At 34.9% G+C, this 16,217-nt stretch carries 15 protein-coding genes; 14 read left to right on the top strand and 1 reads right to left on the bottom strand.

The genetic code is table 11. The features are described from left to right. Positions 1 to 16 precede the first annotated feature (16 nt). The 14 genes from mgsA (at position 17) to nth (ending at position 13,430) form a co-directional block, all read left to right on the top strand. Complete coding sequence (gene mgsA, locus MKY81_RS16490; protein ID WP_341118361.1) at positions 17 to 430, top strand: methylglyoxal synthase; 414 nt, start codon at positions 17 to 19, stop codon at positions 428 to 430. Beyond that, on the top strand, positions 423 to 1,127 hold the full coding sequence (bshB1, locus tag MKY81_RS16485; protein WP_341118360.1) for a bacillithiol biosynthesis deacetylase BshB1: 705 nt from the start codon (positions 423 to 425) through the stop codon (positions 1,125 to 1,127). The genes mgsA and bshB1 overlap by 8 nt, the downstream gene beginning before the upstream one ends. Then, positions 1,124 to 2,278: an N-acetyl-alpha-D-glucosaminyl L-malate synthase BshA gene (bshA, locus tag MKY81_RS16480; protein WP_341118358.1), complete on the top strand. Its 1,155-nt coding sequence runs from the start codon at positions 1,124 to 1,126 to the stop codon at positions 2,276 to 2,278. The genes bshB1 and bshA overlap by 4 nt, the downstream gene beginning before the upstream one ends. Continuing rightward, positions 2,275 to 3,483, top strand: coding sequence for a CCA tRNA nucleotidyltransferase (locus tag MKY81_RS16475; protein ID WP_341118357.1), 1,209 nt, complete (start codon positions 2,275 to 2,277; stop codon positions 3,481 to 3,483). The genes bshA and MKY81_RS16475 overlap by 4 nt, the downstream gene beginning before the upstream one ends. After that, positions 3,453 to 4,436 (top strand): biotin--[acetyl-CoA-carboxylase] ligase, encoded by a 984-nt coding sequence (locus tag MKY81_RS16470; RefSeq protein ID WP_341118356.1) that lies wholly within the window; start codon positions 3,453 to 3,455, stop codon positions 4,434 to 4,436. The genes MKY81_RS16475 and MKY81_RS16470 overlap by 31 nt, the downstream gene beginning before the upstream one ends. A 301-nt stretch (positions 4,437 to 4,737) precedes the next feature. Then, positions 4,738 to 5,571 carry a 3-methyl-2-oxobutanoate hydroxymethyltransferase gene (gene panB / locus MKY81_RS16465; RefSeq protein ID WP_341118355.1) on the top strand — a complete coding sequence of 278 codons (834 nt, stop codon included), beginning with the start codon at positions 4,738 to 4,740 and terminating at the stop codon, positions 5,569 to 5,571. 1 nt (position 5,572) lies between these two features. After that, complete coding sequence (gene panC / locus MKY81_RS16460; protein ID WP_341118354.1) at positions 5,573 to 6,424, top strand: pantoate--beta-alanine ligase; 852 nt, start codon at positions 5,573 to 5,575, stop codon at positions 6,422 to 6,424. 14 nt (positions 6,425 to 6,438) lie between these two features. Continuing rightward, complete coding sequence (panD, locus tag MKY81_RS16455) at positions 6,439 to 6,822, top strand: aspartate 1-decarboxylase (protein ID WP_066228569.1); 384 nt, start codon at positions 6,439 to 6,441, stop codon at positions 6,820 to 6,822. A 117-nt stretch (positions 6,823 to 6,939) separates the two neighbouring features. Next, a complete protein-coding gene (dinG, locus tag MKY81_RS16450) occupies positions 6,940 to 9,744 on the top strand; it encodes an ATP-dependent DNA helicase DinG (RefSeq protein WP_328007414.1) in 2,805 nt (934 codons plus the stop codon). A gap of 169 nt (positions 9,745 to 9,913) precedes the next feature. Next, on the top strand, positions 9,914 to 10,084 hold the full coding sequence (locus MKY81_RS16445) for a YpmA family protein (RefSeq protein WP_341118353.1): 171 nt from the start codon (positions 9,914 to 9,916) through the stop codon (positions 10,082 to 10,084). Positions 10,085 to 10,096: 12 nt separating this feature from the next. Beyond that, positions 10,097 to 10,579, top strand: a complete 483-nt coding sequence (locus MKY81_RS16440) for a cell wall elongation regulator TseB-like domain-containing protein (protein ID WP_341118352.1) — start codon at positions 10,097 to 10,099, stop codon at positions 10,577 to 10,579. 18 nt (positions 10,580 to 10,597) lie between these two features. After that, positions 10,598 to 11,788, top strand: coding sequence for a pyridoxal phosphate-dependent aminotransferase (locus MKY81_RS16435; protein ID WP_341118351.1), 1,191 nt, complete (start codon positions 10,598 to 10,600; stop codon positions 11,786 to 11,788). Between the two features lie 254 nt (positions 11,789 to 12,042). After that, on the top strand, positions 12,043 to 12,741 hold the full coding sequence (locus MKY81_RS16430; RefSeq protein WP_066228555.1) for a DnaD domain-containing protein: 699 nt from the start codon (positions 12,043 to 12,045) through the stop codon (positions 12,739 to 12,741). A 38-nt stretch (positions 12,742 to 12,779) separates the two neighbouring features. Beyond that, positions 12,780 to 13,430, top strand: coding sequence for an endonuclease III (gene nth, locus MKY81_RS16425; protein WP_066228553.1), 651 nt, complete (start codon positions 12,780 to 12,782; stop codon positions 13,428 to 13,430). 51 nt (positions 13,431 to 13,481) lie between these two features. Here the strand turns inward: nth and MKY81_RS16420 are convergent, their stop codons facing one another. Further along, positions 13,482 to 16,169, bottom strand: coding sequence for a transglycosylase domain-containing protein (locus tag MKY81_RS16420; RefSeq protein WP_341118348.1), 2,688 nt, complete (start codon positions 16,167 to 16,169; stop codon positions 13,482 to 13,484). Between the last annotated feature and the right edge of the window lie 48 nt (positions 16,170 to 16,217).

Below are 16,217 nucleotides of genomic sequence, written 5' to 3'. Positions count from 1 at the left end.
TTAAGGGGATGGTTATATGGAAATTGCATTAATCGCGCACGATAAGAAAAAAGATGATATGTTACGTTTTGTTACCGCGTATAAAAGGATTTTTTCGAAACATCACCTTTATGCAACAGGCACAACAGGAAAAAGAATAATGGAAGAAACAAAATTATCTGTCCATCGTTTTCAGTCCGGTCCATATGGTGGAGATCAGGAAATCGGTGCATTAATTGCGAAAAATAAATTGGACATGGTTATCTTTTTTCGGGATCCGTTAACAGCACAGCCACATGAACCAGATGTTTCTGCTTTAATGAGATTATGTGATGTTTATTCCGTCCCACTTGCAACAAATATGGGAACAGCCGAGGTACTTATACGCGGATTGGATAAAGGTGACTTAGAATGGCGAAGTATTACTAGAGGTGAAACGAAAAATGAATAATACAATAGATATTCTTGCGTTTGGGGCCCACGCAGATGATGTTGAAATTGGAATGGGAGCATCCATCGCAAAATGGTCTCAAGAAGGCAAATCAGTTGTCATTTGTGACTTAACTGAAGCAGAATTATCTTCAAATGGAACAGTTGAAAATAGAAAAAAAGAAGCCCTTAAAGCAGCAAACATGTTAGGGGTAAAAGAAAGGGTATCTCTTACAATACCGGATCGCGGCCTTTACATAAATAACGATCATATACAAATGATTGTAGAAATTATTCGCACATACAAACCATCTATTATTTTTGCCCCTTATTTTGAAGATAGACATCCGGATCATGGGAATTGTGCACAGCTTGTGAAAGAAGCTGTATTTTCAGCCGGTATTCGGAAATTTACAACTGGCTCATTAGAGGCACATAAGGCAAAAAATTTATTCTATTATATGATTAATGGATTTCATAAACCGGATTTTGTTATTGATATCACTCCTTTTATGGAACACAAAATTGCAAGTTTGCATGCCTATCAAAGCCAATTTGTTCAAATGGACAATGGCGTGAAAACACCTCTAACAGAAGGGTATATTGAAAGTGTGAAAGCTAGGGAAAGAATGTTCGGAAAAGAGGTGGGAGTACCTTTTGCCGAGGGATTTAAAGCTACAAAACCTTTATTATTAAATATGGATGTGTTTGGTGAATGAATAAAAAGTTAAAAATAGGTATCACATGTTATCCTACTGTAGGAGGATCAGGTGTCATTGCCACTGAATTAGGGAAATTTCTAGCTGAAAGAGGTCACGAAATTCATTTTATCACATCAAGTATACCGTTTCGATTGAATAAAATGTATCACAATATTTACTTTCATCAAGTAGAGGTAAATCAGTATGCTGTTTTTCAATATCCTCCGTATGATATAGCATTGGCAAGTAAAATGGCCGAAGTGATAAAAAGAGAAAAATTAGATATTCTTCATGTCCATTATGCAATGCCACATGCAGTTTGTGCCATATTAGCAAAACAAATGGCTGGAACAAATGTGAAAATTGTTACCACACTTCATGGTACAGATATTACGGTCTTAGGTTATGATCCATCGTTAACAGAAGCAATACGTTTCGGCATTGAGCAATCCGATTATGTTACCGCTGTTTCTAATTCATTAGTACAGCAAACAAATGAATTAATCCAGCCCAATAAGTACATAGATACTGTTTATAATTTTATTGATGAAAGAATATATAAAAAAATGGATTCGACACATTTGAAATCGGAATATGGTATTTCTTCTGATGAAAAGGTGTTAATTCATGTATCAAATTTTCGTCAAGTAAAAAGAGTTCCGGATGTTGTTAAAATGTTCGCTAAAGTAAAAGAGCGTATCCCGGCAAAATTACTTCTTGTTGGAGATGGCCCTGAAATGACGATTATTTGTAAACTTGTTCAAGAATTAAACTTAAGTGAGCATGTTTTATTGTTAGGAAAGCAAGACAGCTTAGAAGAATTGTATTCGATCAGTGATTTAATGTTGTTGTTATCACAAAAAGAAAGCTTTGGATTAGTCGCGTTAGAAGCAATGGCCTGCGGTGTTCCATGTATAGGGACAAATATAGGAGGAATTCCCGAAGTAATAACAGATAAATATAATGGGTTTCTTTGTGAATTAGGCGATATCGATGCGATGGCAGATCGAGCAATTACACTATTAATGGATGAAAAACGTCATCAACAATTTTCTCAAAATGCACTAGAAAGTGTACATACCAGGTTTCTATCCGAAAAAATTGTAAATCAATATGAAGCAATCTATTATCACCTTAAATTAGAAAATGAAAAGGTGGGAATGGAATGAAAGAACCATTCCTAAGTGCTAAGCCAATTATTCAAAAATTAGAAGAACAACGTTTTGAAGCGTATTTTGTTGGTGGCTCCGTCCGTGATTATTTATTGAATCGTTCCATTGCTGATGTTGATATTGCTACTTCAGCAACACCCGAGGAAGTAAAAAACATTTTTTCTGTAACGATTGATACAGGTATTGAACACGGAACAATATTAGTCATTTACAAAGGAAAAGGTTACGAGGTGACAACCTTCAGATCTGAATCTGAATATATCGATCATCGCCGACCGGAAAAAGTGAGATTTATTCGATCTTTAACAGAAGATTTGAAACGACGAGATTTTACAATGAATGCGATCGCAATGAATATACATGGTGAAATCATTGACCCGTTTCACGGACGCCTTGCTCTTAAAAATCGCGTGATTGAGTGTGTCGGCAAAGCAAATGAGCGATTTCATGAGGACGCGTTAAGAATGATGCGGGCAATCCGATTTGTAAGCCAGTTAAGCTTTTCCTTAGAACATGAAACGAAGCTGGCAATTAAAGCAAATGCGCCACTTTTGCAACATATTGCAGTTGAACGTATTTTGCAAGAATGTACAAAACTTTTTCAAGGGAAAAATAAAAAACAAGCGCTCCAATTTTTATATGAATGTGATTTGTGGAACTATTTACCGGAATTGAAACATCATAAAGACCTTTTTCCTTGCCTTCAAAAATGGGAAATTGATCACTTATCAGAAAATCAAGTATGGTTATTGTTGCTTTTTCTTTCAAAAACGAATAATCCAACTAGTTTTCTAAAATCATGGAGAATGTCGACTAAGAAAATCAACTATTTATCAAAAGCATTGTTTTTTTTACATAAAAGGTTGGAAGAGGGATGGACCGTATATTCGCTCTATCAGGCAACGAAAGAAATTTCAATAGATGTAGAATCGGTTTATCAAATGATCCAAAATCAATCAGACGAAAATGTCGAACAAAAAATTAATAATATATTTTTGTCAATGCCTATCCAAAAGCGAGAAGAATTGAAAGTGACGGGTACTGATTTAATGACATGGTTTGAACGTCCCGGAGGACCATGGATTAAGCGAGCATTAGAAATGATTGAAAAGGCTGTAGTGTTAAAACTAGTTGCTAATGAAAAGAAAGCAATAAAGGGGTGGATTCTAACGTGCAATCTCCAACAAGAAAACGATTGCTAGAAGCTTTTACAGAAGCAAATGGAGAATTTTTATCAGGACAAGCTCTAGCAGATATTTTAGGTTGCTCAAGGACTGCTATTTGGAAGCATATTGAGGAATTACGAAAAGAAGGCTTTGAATTAGAAGCCGTCCGGAAAAAAGGATACAGAATCGTTTCAACTGAAGATCGTGTATCGGAAAATGAAATTAGACTTGGCCTTAACACAAAATTTCTTGGTCATTTAATCCATTATTTAGATTCAACCGATTCCACCCAAAAGGTAGCGCATAAACTATCCCAGGAGGGCTGTCCAGAAGGAACAATCGTCATTGCAGAGGAACAAAAAAATGGCAGAGGCCGATTGACAAGACATTGGTACTCGCCAAAATACACAGGTGTATGGATGAGTATTGTTTTAAGACCTAACCTCTCTCCACAAAAAGCTCCTCAATTTACTCTAATTGCAGCTATAGCTGTTGTTCAGGCAATAGAGGAATTGACGAATGTACTACCGGAAATTAAATGGCCCAATGATATATTGATAAATGGAAAAAAAGTGACGGGGATTTTAACTGAATTACAAGCGGATGTTGACAAAATCGATTCGATTATAATAGGGATTGGTATTAACGTCAATCAACAATTATCGGATTTTCCGGATGAGCTTCAATCCATTGCGACATCATTAGCGATAGAAAGCGGTCGAAAAATTACTCGTGCAAAACTGATACAATGCATTTTAATGAAATTAGAAAAATATTATCATGTATATTTGGAAAAGGGGTTTGCTCCCCTTAAAATTTTATGGGAAAGCTATGCCATTAGTATCGGCAAAGAAATAATTGCCCGTACGGTAACGGGATCGATTACTGGAAGAGCAATAGGAATTACAGATGAAGGAATTTTAAAAATTGAAGATGATACGGGGCATATGCATGAAATATATTCCGCGGATATCGAAATTAAGAAATAAAATGATAGTTACAATATATTTTTTTTTGATATACTTTTATTGGGTAGTATCCATTGGAACTGCACCTTGCTTTAACAGTTATTAATTTCATAGTATTCTGCCTTGATCCATTGTGGACGGGGACAGAGGGTCGAGATTTAATGTGAATGATAAAGGGGTCCTTCTGCCGGTCGGAAGGACTCCTTTTTGCTTAAAATTAATGAAAAAATAAGTACCCAATCCTTAACCTATAAAGCAAGGTCGCATTTGTTCAAGCTACTTTCTTATGAAGTCATGTATTGACAAAAAAGGAGGAAAAAGCATGAAACAAACGACTGATTTTTTGAAAATGAAAGAAACGAACGAAAAAATTGCGATGGTTACAGCATATGATTTTCCTACAGCAAAATTATCAGAAGAATCAGGTGTTGATATTATTCTCGTCGGCGACTCATTAGGTATGGTTGTGCTAGGATATGATTCTACAGTACCCGTTACGATAAATGATATGATTCACCATACGAAAGCGGTAAAACGGGGAGCAAAGTCGACATTTATCGTTACTGATATGCCATTTATGACCTACCATTTAAACCGTGAAGCGACGTTAACAGCAGCGGCAAATATTATTCAAGATGGAGAAGCAAATGCTGTTAAAGTGGAAGGTGGCGGTAATGTTATTCAAATGATTGAAGCGCTTACTACTTCTGGAATACCTGTTATGGCACATCTTGGATTAACTCCACAAACTGTCGGTGTTTTAGGCGGATATAAAGTGCAAGGAAAAACAGCAGAGGCAGCAAATCAATTAATCGAAGATGCCTTAAAATGTGAAGAAGCTGGTGCATTTGCATTAGTTTTGGAATGTGTTCCGAAACAGTTAGCGAAAGAAGTAAGCAAGCGGCTTTCTATTCCTGTCATAGGCATTGGAGCAGGTGCAGATGTTGATGGGCAAGTGTTAGTTTTTCATGACTTGGTCAAATTAGGTGTAGATCGAGTGCCGAAATTTGTAAAAACTTATGCAGATGCGAATGAATTAATTAGCAAAGGATTAAAAGAATACGTCCGAGAAGTAAAATCTTTACAATTTCCGGAAGAAAAACATACCTTTTCGATGAAAGAAGAAGAATTGTCGACATTATACGGAGGAAAATAAAATGGAAGTAATTACAGATAGGGTAGAGATGAACCGAATTGTAAAAAATCACAAATATAAAGCAAAGACAATTGGATTTGTTCCTACAATGGGATTTTTACATGAAGGTCATCTCTCCTTAGTAAAAAAAGCAAAACAGGACAATGATATTACGATCATGAGTATTTTTGTTAACCCTACCCAATTTGGACCTAACGAAGATTTCGAAACGTATCCGAGGGATTTTGAACGAGATCGACGTTTGGCGGAAAACGCGGGTGTAAATTATCTATTCGCCCCATCTGTAGATGAAATGTATCCAAATGAAATGGGAAACCAACTGTCGGTATTGAAAAGGACAAATGTTCTTTGTGGAAAAAGCCGTGAAGGTCATTTTGACGGAGTTGTCACCATTTTATCAAAATTATTCCATATCGTTATCCCTGATAAGGCTTATTTTGGAAAGAAAGATGCCCAGCAAATAGCAGTTGTTGAGGGACTCGTACACGATTATTTTTTCCCTATTGAAATCGTGGCAGTCGAAACTGTAAGAGAAAAAGATGGATTAGCGAAAAGTTCTAGAAATGTATACTTGTCAGTTGATGAAAGACGTGAGGCGCCTGCATTATATAAAAGCTTAGAACTGGCGAAAAATGTTATTTTGAACGGTGAAAAATCTCCGGCAAAAATAAGAGAAAAAATAAAAGAATATATACAAAAAAATACAAGTGGAATAATTGATTATATAGAAATATACTCATACCCCGCACTCGAACCAATAGCAAACATTCATGGTAAAGTTATCATTGCTCTAGCGGTGAAATTTTCCAAAGCAAGGTTAATCGATAACATCATTATGGAAGTAGAGCAGTAAAAGGAGGAAACTTTATGTTTCGCACGATGATGAACGGAAAAATCCATCGAGCAACGGTTACGGAAGCAAATTTAAATTACGTAGGAAGTATAACCATCGATGAAGATATACTAGATGCAGTAGGTATGGTCGCAAATGAAAAAGTTCAAATTGTTAATAATAATAATGGTGCTAGATTTGAAACATATATCATACCCGGTATGCGCGGAAGCGGTGTCATTTGTCTAAATGGAGCTGCAGCAAGACTAGTTCACACCGGAGATATTGTCATTATCATCTCATATGCACTCGTCCAAGAGGAAAATGTAAAAACCCATCAACCAAAAATTGCCTTACTTGATGAAAATAATCGGATTACACAAATGATTTCATATGAACCTGAAGCAACTATTTTATAAATAAAAGCAAAACCGTATCATCCTTCGATACGGTTTTTTGCCTTTTTATTAAAAGTGTATTGTAAAGCCTTTTATGGTAGACTTATAAAATAATGTTTGAGACGTAAGGTGATTTTAATGACAAATCGTTTTGTTGTAATAGATATAGAAACAACAGGAAACTCATCAAAGAAAGGCGATCGGATAATTCAAATAGCAGCTATTATCGTTGAAAACGAGCAGATTGTTGATCAATATACTACTTTTGTTAATCCATGTACATCGATTCCTGTATTTATTGAAGAGTTAACAGGAATAAATGATGAAATGGTAAAGGATGCCCCTTTATTCGAAGAAATCGCTGATGATTTGTTGAAAATATTAGAAGGAAGTATATTCGTAGCCCATAATGTATTATTTGATTTATCTTTTTTACAAGAAGAATTTAAAAGAATTGGGCGTTCGGAATTTGTTGGACTTACTATCGATACAGTAGAGCTTTCGAGGGTATTATTTCCGTCTTCTGACAGCTTTAAGCTTTTTGATTTAACCGAAAGTTTTTCTATTCACCATGAAAGACCACATCAAGCAGATAGTGATGCATTTGTCACAGCGAAACTTCTTTTGCATTGTATTAATTTTGCTAAAGAATTACCGCTTATAACACTTGAACAATTATCTCTGCTAGCTGTTGGTTTGAAAAGTGATATAGAAGTATTGTTTGAGGCGATCCTCCATCGAAAGAAAAAGCATATAGAAAATTTACCGGAACATTTAGAAGTTTATAGAGGAATTGCATTACGTAAAAAAAAGAAAAAACATATCGAAAGAAATTATCGTGAAAGATACGAATATCCCATTAGTCCGAATGAAAAAGAAAAATTGTTGTCTCAAACGATAAAGCACTTTGAGGTTAGGGACGGACAGTTTGAAATGATGGACATCGTATATGAGTCTTTACGTTTGAAAAAAACGGCCTTAATCGAAGCGGGAACCGGGGTAGGAAAATCTCTAGCATATTTACTTCCAAGCTTGTATCAAAGTGTTCAAGAAAATAAACCGATTCTAATTAGTACATATACAGTTCAATTACAGGAACAATTATTGCAAAATGAAATTAAGAAGCTGGAGAATATGCTTCCATTTGCGTTTAAAACAGTTTTATTAAAGGGAAGACAACATTACATAAATTTATTTATGTTCGAACAATCCTTACACGATGAAGACACACAGTATGATGAAATACTCTCGAAAATGCAAATATTAGTATGGCTTCTAAATACTGAGACAGGCGATATAGATGAAATTAACCTTTCAAGCGGAGGAAAATTATTTTGGAACCGAATTAAACAAGGTGGTTGGCATTTAAAAGATAAGGATCCTTGGGTTTCAAGAGATTTTTATTTAAATGCAAGGAAAGAAGCGGAAAATGCTGATTTAGTCATTACTAATCATGCCATGATGCTTATAGATTTTAAACAAGAATCATCCCTTTTTCGCACATTTGACTACGTAATTATTGATGAGGCTCATCATTTCGAAAAGTGCGCAAGACATTTTTTCGGGAAAAAACTAGAATACATTCCTTGTAAATATTTATGTAGTAAATTAGGGGCATTTGAAAAAAAACAAGCCTTTTTTCAGTTAGAAAAGCTAATTGATTCAAATAAAATCACTCCCAAAACACCCGCTTTTGAACTTGATTTCTCCATTATTGAATTGGAAAGAAGTATAGATGAATTATTTTTAGGTATAGCGGATAGATGGATGTTTGAACGTAATAAACAAGGTACCCAGGCAAAAACACAAATACGTCTAGTAAATAAATGGATGGATGAAAGCAAGTGGCAACCGGTTAAATATTGTGCAGAGAAAATAATTGCAACAATTAACGAAATAAATTCGTCTATAAATGGGCGACTAACAAGTTTAAAACGAATAAGTGAGAAATTAAATGAGAAAGAAAAAGCGTTTGTTGAAGAAATTTATAACATTATGAACGAATTTCATGAATTGCAAAAGACAATACAAATGCTTTTAATTCAACAATCAAATGATCATGTTTACTGGATTGAAGGGGATGTAAAAGCTATTCCCAATAGTATTACCGTTCAATCTCAACCAATTTCTGTTAAAAATCAATTAGGGACTGAATTTTTTTCAAAAAAGAAGAGTACGATTCTCACTTCAGCAACATTAACGGTAAATAACTCTTTTAGCTTTTTCGAAAATGAATTAGGGCTGAATCATTTAGAACATCTTGTAAAAAAGCAAATACCTTCTCCATTTCACTATAAAGAAATGACCAAGTTGATTATTCCGAATGATGTACCGGAAATACTTCATGTTTCCTCAAAGGAATATGCAGAGTCAATCTCTAGTCATTTAATTGCTATTGCACAAGCAACAAAAGGGAGAATGCTTGTCTTATTCACCGCAAATGAAATGTTAAGACAAACACATAATTTTATGAAAGAAAGTGGACTGTTAGAAGATTTTGTCTTAATCGCTCAAGGGATTACAGCAGGAAGTCGAACGAGGCTAATTAAGAATTTCCAACGATTTGAGAAAGCGATCTTATTCGGGACAAATAGTTTTTGGGAAGGCGTAGATATACCTGGAGAAGATTTATCATGTTTAGTCATCGTAAGGCTGCCTTTTTCACCTCCTGACGAACCTTATATATGGGCAAAAAGCAAAGCGTTAACTGCGGAAGGGAAAAATCCTTTTACGGCTTATTCATTACCGGAAGCCGTCATTCGTTTCAAACAAGGTTTTGGACGACTAATTAGAAGAGATACTGATAAAGGAATTGTTATCGTATTCGACCGAAGGATAGATACAACAAAGTATGGTAAAGCCTTTTTACAATCAATACCAAAAATTCCTGTTAAACATGCATCGCTAAAAGAAATTATTGAAATTGTTGAGAAATGGTTTTAACGTAAAAAAATACGCTGCAATAGCAACGTAAAAAAAGTGGACTAGAAAAATTTTTTAAAATCAAAAATGAATTGATTTTTTGATATAATGTTGATTAGTGTATTTATATTGTGGCTTTAATCAGCTGCGATATTTATAACAATATTTGTTTATTTGTAGGGGGATTTATATGGATAGTAAGATTGAAATATTATCGACGATTAAAATCGATTATCAAGCTGATTTATATAAAATTGTTGATTCTTTAAACCGAACATTAAAGCAAAAAGATCTAATGTTTGGTTTAGCCCTCGATTCAGAGGATAAAAGTAAAGCGATTTTTACAATTTATCGTACATAATAGGGGTTTAAAATGAAAAAATGGATTATAGGTTTATGTTTATTGTTATTAATTGTATTGGGATTTTCCGTAAATGTATATTATCAATCAACAAAACCGATTAATAAAGCGGAAAGTTTAGCTAAAAAAAAGGCAAAGGAAAAGGCGAACCTTGTTTCAATGGATAAGTTCTATTTATATAATGGGAAAGAAAGCTATTATATTGCCGTTGGTAAGCAAAAAAATGGTGAAAATATTGCCGTTTGGATTCCTGAAAAAAATGGCGAACGAGTTACAATTGAAAAAATGTCTGATGGACTATCGAAACAAGATGCAATTAACAAACTAAAGGAAAAAGAAACACCTAAAAAAATATTAGGAAGTAGACTAGGGATGTTAAACAACGAGCCAGTCTGGGAAATATCTTATCTTGATCAATCATCCCGTTTAAACTACGCATACATTTACTTTTTAAAGTCAAGTAATAAAACACCATATATGATTTATAATATTTAGAAAAAGTGAGGAGAAATTATGGCCGTACAATTAGCAAATCGTGTGAGTGCCCTTACACCATCATCTACATTAGCAATTACTGCTAAAGCAAAGGCTATGAAGGCGGAAGGAATCGATGTAATCGGATTAGGTGCTGGGGAACCGGATTTTAATACGCCACAACATATTATAGATGCAGCAGCTGAATCCATGAATAAAGGATTCACAAAATACACTGCAACAGGTGGATTACCTGAATTGAAAAAAGCAATAATAAATAAGTTTAAGCAAGATCAGCATATTGATTATCACGCTTCTGAGATTATTGTGACAAATGGAGCAAAACATGCTTTATACACTCTTTTTCAAGTTCTATTAAATGAGAGGGATGAGGTAATTATTCCTATCCCATATTGGGTAAGTTATCCTGAACAAGTAAAACTTGCCGGGGGACAGCCTGTATATATTAATGGTCAGGAAAAAAATAATTTCAAAATTACACCTGATCAACTTACAGCTGCAATTACAAATAAAACGAAAGCACTTATTATTAATTCTCCAAGCAATCCGACAGGGATGCTTTATACGAAAGAAGAATTAACGAAAATAGGTGAAATTTGTTTAGAGCATAACATTTTAATTATTTCTGATGAAATATATGAAAAATTAATCTACGATCTCCATCGACATGTTTCGATCGCAGAAATTTCACCGGAATTAAAGAATCAAACGATTATTATTAACGGTGTTTCCAAGTCACATTCGATGACGGGGTGGCGGATTGGCTATGCAGCAGGTAACAGTGAAATAATTAAAGCGATGACGGACCTTGCAAGCCATTCTACATCAAATCCAACTACACCATCACAATACGGAGCTATTGCAGCTTATAACGGTTCACAAGAAGCCGTAGAAATGATGCGTGAGGCATTTGAGAATCGATTAAATAAAATTTATAAAAAATTGATTTCAATTCCGGGAATTAGCTGTCTTAAACCTCAAGGTGCTTTCTATTTATTTCCTAATGTAAAAGAAGCTGCCGAAATAACAGGGTTTAAAACTGTAGATGAACTAGCAACAGCATTGCTTGAGGAAGCTAATGTTGCGGTAATCCCGGGTTCCGGATTTGGAGCTCCTGACTATATACGTTTATCCTATGCCACTTCATTAGAAAATCTAGAAGAGGCAGTAAAAAGGATTGAGCACTATATTAGCAACAAAATAAATTAGCTGTTAATCCACCAAAGGAGGGGTTTTGGGTTAGGTCTAGAAAGGACAGTTGCCTGGAATTTCAGATTAGAACCTTACCATTGCCTCCCTTACTGAATAGGTTTTAACCAGTTTTAATGCATAAAAGCCATGCATACGTATGGCTTTTTAAATTTGGCGATATTTTAGAACATGATCGTTGAAAAATTATAGGACAGATTTTCCTTATTCCTTTTTTGATATGCATGTTTTATACTTGTTATGAGGTGTACTGTATGGAAAAAGATATTATTTTAGCATGGATAGAAGAGGGAAGCCTTCAGATTCCTCAATTATTAATGGCTAATTATAAAAAAATTGGTTTAAATGAAACGGAAGTTATGTTAATCCTGCAAGTCTATTCCTTTTTAGAAAAAGGGAATGATTTTCCGACACCTGAAGAGCTTTCCGAACGGATGACCATACATAATAGTATGTGTTCATCAATCCTACGAAAACTTGTGCAAAATCAATATATTAGTATCGAAGAAGGCGTCAGTGAAGATAATATCCGATTGGAAAAATACTCTTTAACTCCTTTATGGAATAAACTTATTGAAAATATTCTTTATGATAAAAAACAAAAAGAGCTTGAAAAGAATTTACACGATGAAACGAATCTTTATACAGTTTTTGAGAAGGAATTTGGCCGACCACTTTCTCCGTTAGAATGTGAAACATTGGCAATGTGGCTTGATCAAGATCATCAATCTCCAACAGTCATTATTGCTGCACTAAGAGAGGCTGTTATTTCCGGAAAGTTAAATTTTCGATATATCGATCGTATTTTATTTGAATGGAAGAAAAATGGAGTACAAACGATCGAACAGGCTAGAGACTTCGGACAAAAATTTCGGCAACAACAACGCAAAAAAACACAATCAGTACAAAAAAGCTCGAACACTGTGCCATTTTACAATTGGTTGGAGCAATAGGCACTTATTTTGTTCGGAAATGTAAGGTGGCAATAATTATGTTGAATTTGCAGCAGATTAGATTTTGTTTAGATGAAATGGGTAAATTATTTCCAAATGCTCATTGTGAACTAAATCATTCTAACCCTTTTGAATTAGTTATAGCGGTTTCCCTTTCTGCACAATGTACAGATGCACTTGTAAATAAAGTGACTGAAACTCTTTTTAAAAAATATAAAACCCCGGAAGACTATTTATCCGTTTCCCTTGAGGAATTACAAAATGATATTCGATCAATTGGCTTATTTCGAAATAAAGCAAAAAATATACAAAAGCTTTGTCAAATGCTGATTACTGATTATAATGGCGAACTTCCTCGAGATAGGGACGAATTAACGAAACTTCCCGGAGTTGGCCGAAAAACAGCAAATGTGGTTGTTTCCGTTGCTTTTGGAATTCCTGCTATTGCAGTCGATACGCATGTAGAAAGGGTTAGTAAACGACTGGCTATTTGTAAATGGAAAGATTCTGTACTTGAAGTAGAAAAAACATTGATGAGAAAAATTCCACAAGAAGAATGGTCAATTACACATCATCGCATGATATTTTTCGGAAGGTATCATTGTAAAGCGCAAAACCCTAAATGCGATAGTTGTCCTTTACTAGATCTATGCCGAGAAGGTAAAAAGAGAACAAAAAATAGAGGGTGACCTTAGGTCATCCTCTATTTTTATACAAAATTATTCATCACTTATCGATTTTTAATGATTTGAGCCGTCATCGGAAGGATCCGGTGTTGTTTGTTCACCATTATCTCCATTATCGTTTCCTCCACCGTCATCATTACCATTGCCTTTATCATTATCATTGCCATTGCCTTGACCATTGCCATTGCCTTTATCATTACCATTGCCTTTATCATTGCCATTGCCTTTATCATTTCCGTGCCCATTACCATTACCATTGCCATTATCGTGGCTATTATCATTGCCGTTACCATTATCGTGGCCATTACCATTACCATTTTCGTTGTCGTTTTTATCTTTATCTTTTTCTTTATCTTCTTTATCTTTAGACTCACCTAATTTAATCGTAATACTAGCGGGTTTACTTCTTTGATTGCCTAGTATAGCCGTTACATCTATTCGGTATGTTCCGCCTAAATTTGGATTTGCAATGGATAATGTTGTATCCTTCGTGCTTCCTAATGATTGTTTTGCCTCATTATTAAATGAAGCTGAAATTTCGAAGGAAACACCTTCTTTTAATTTCGGATGGTCCCAATTAATTACAATTTCATTTGTCGCTTGATTGTATGTTCCTTTAAGTCCTGTTGGTGCTTCTAGTTGATCATATTTTTGTGAAACCTGTGATGGTTCTTCATGTCCTCGTACGAATAATTCATACACAATATTGCCACTTGGTGTATATGAACTTGGTTTTTGAGGAGGGTTTGTTCCAGCCTCTACCGGTACTTTTACAACACTTTGCGGCATTTCAAAGTCAGGTGTATCTTTACCTTGAGATACATGTGACATTAAATTTTTAAATATTAGCTGTGATATTTTTTGTTCACTAGATGTTAAATAGTACTTAAATTTGTTATTCTCATCATATTTGCTATCGTATCCCGTCCAAACTGCCGCGGTGTAATTTGTTGTATAACCGACAAACCAGGCATCTTGGCTTGCTCCCTTAGGTATACTGTATTTTTGTACCTCATCAGCAGGGAAGTTAGTTGTTCCCGTTTTACCTGCAGCATGTAGGCCGGGGACATTTGCTGCCGTTCCAGTCCCTTTTGTAAGCACATCTTTAAGCATATCGGTAATCATATAGGCAGTATAGTCTTTCATTGCAACCTTTGGTTCAGGATTTGTTTTAATTACCGTATCTCCGTCATGAAGAACAATTTTTCTTACAGTATGCGGTTTTGTATAAATCCCATTATTACCAAATGCCGCATAAGCACCCGCCATTTGAACTGGTGAGACACCAACGCCGCCACCAATTGAATAGGCTTCATGCATTTCCTTGAAATTTATTCCGAGGTTTTTGGCGAATGCTTTTGCATTGTCTAAACCTGCCTCTTGCAAAGCTTTTAATGCAGGGATATTTCTGGAATTATATAACGCTTTTCGAATAGAAATTTGTCCTTGATAGCGGAAATCCCAGTTGTTAATAGGTGTTCCATCAAAATATTGATACGGTTCATCTTTAATTTGATGATAAGTAGACCATTGTTTATGTTCAATTACCGGACCATAATCAAGTATTGGTTTAATTGTTGATCCAGGTGAGCGCTCAATATCTGTTGCATAGTTCATTCCACGTGCTACTTTCGGATTTCTTGCTCCTCCGATCGCACGAATTTCACCTGTTTTTGTATCTAATAATGTAATTCCGGCACGAAATTTATCATCAGGATACTGAACAATATCATTTGAATTTAAGATTTTTTCCGTATACTCTTGTGCATCTGGATCGATCGTAGTATAAATTTTTAAACCATCAGAGAAAATATTATAGCCCATTGCTTCTACTTCATCGATTACTACATCTACAAATGCATCATATTTATGTTGAGCAGGTTTTTTTCTATCTTTTTTCTTTACAAGACCTTTCGTAACCGGTGTATTTTTCGCTTTTTCCATCTCTTGTTTTGTGATTTTTTTATGTTGATACATTAAGCCTAATACAACATTTTTTCGTTTTTCCGCAAGATCAGGGTGATTAAAAGGATTATAATTATTTGGACTTTGCTGTAGTCCCGCTATAAGTGCCATTTGTGGCAAGGTTAATTTATCAAGACTTTTATTATAATAATATTTTGCAGCCGTCGAAATTCCATGGACACCATCTGACATATAAATTTTATTAACATACATTTCAAAGATTTCTTCTTTTGTATATTGTCTTTCTAATTGTAAAGATAGCCATGCCTCTTGGGCTTTACGCTCCAACGTCTTTTTCTCGGTTAGAAAGGACATCTTCACTACTTGCTGAGTGATTGTACTTGCACCTTCAGAGCCAAATCCACGTTTAAAGTTTGCTAACACGGCACCACCCAATCGTATCGGATCGATCCCGTGATGTTTAAAGAAGCGAATATCTTCGGTAGCTAAGATGGCATCTTTCATCCGATCAGGTATTTTATCATAGGCGATATAATCGCGATTGACGGAACCGACCGTTTCGATCGGTTTATTGTTCATTCCATATATTACTGAAGCGATTGGATCTTTTAGCATTTTTTTATCTAATTTCGGTGCCTTACTTGCATAATAAGCAAATGTTCCAGCACCAGCTAAGAAACCGATGATTCCAATCATAACAATTGTCAAAATGATTCTCTTGAAGATGGACTTTTTCTTCCCTTTTTTTTGTTTTTTATTTTTTGCGGTTTCTTGCTGTTTCCTACGCTCTTCACGAGTTTGGTATTTTTCTGTCATAATAAAGTTTCCTCTCTTTCCTAAATCAAACTTTTCGATTTAGAAGTG

The sequence above is a fragment of the Heyndrickxia sp. FSL W8-0423 genome (assembly GCF_038009395.1).
Classification (GTDB): Bacteria; Bacillota; Bacilli; order Bacillales; family Bacillaceae_C; genus Heyndrickxia; species Heyndrickxia sporothermodurans.
Note: the sequence above shows the minus strand (reverse complement) of the source record. Positions and strands in the feature narration are given on the sequence as shown.

Coding starts and splice junctions, on each gene's coding strand:
- MKY81_RS16440 (WP_341118352.1), top strand. CDS start 10,097: ATGAAAAAATGGATTATAGGTTTATGTTTATTGTTATTAATTGTATTG.
- panC (WP_341118354.1), top strand. CDS start 5,573: ATGGAAGTAATTACAGATAGGGTAGAGATGAACCGAATTGTAAAAAAT.
- nth (WP_066228553.1), top strand. CDS start 12,780: ATGTTGAATTTGCAGCAGATTAGATTTTGTTTAGATGAAATGGGTAAA.
- MKY81_RS16445 (WP_341118353.1), top strand. CDS start 9,914: ATGGATAGTAAGATTGAAATATTATCGACGATTAAAATCGATTATCAA.
- dinG (WP_328007414.1), top strand. CDS start 6,940: ATGACAAATCGTTTTGTTGTAATAGATATAGAAACAACAGGAAACTCA.
- MKY81_RS16435 (WP_341118351.1), top strand. CDS start 10,598: ATGGCCGTACAATTAGCAAATCGTGTGAGTGCCCTTACACCATCATCT.
- MKY81_RS16430 (WP_066228555.1), top strand. CDS start 12,043: ATGGAAAAAGATATTATTTTAGCATGGATAGAAGAGGGAAGCCTTCAG.
- bshA (WP_341118358.1), top strand. CDS start 1,124: ATGAATAAAAAGTTAAAAATAGGTATCACATGTTATCCTACTGTAGGA.
- bshB1 (WP_341118360.1), top strand. CDS start 423: ATGAATAATACAATAGATATTCTTGCGTTTGGGGCCCACGCAGATGAT.
- MKY81_RS16475 (WP_341118357.1), top strand. CDS start 2,275: ATGAAAGAACCATTCCTAAGTGCTAAGCCAATTATTCAAAAATTAGAA.
- panB (WP_341118355.1), top strand. CDS start 4,738: ATGAAACAAACGACTGATTTTTTGAAAATGAAAGAAACGAACGAAAAA.
- mgsA (WP_341118361.1), top strand. CDS start 17: ATGGAAATTGCATTAATCGCGCACGATAAGAAAAAAGATGATATGTTA.
- panD (WP_066228569.1), top strand. CDS start 6,439: ATGTTTCGCACGATGATGAACGGAAAAATCCATCGAGCAACGGTTACG.
- MKY81_RS16420 (WP_341118348.1), bottom strand. CDS start 16,169: ATGACAGAAAAATACCAAACTCGTGAAGAGCGTAGGAAACAGCAAGAA.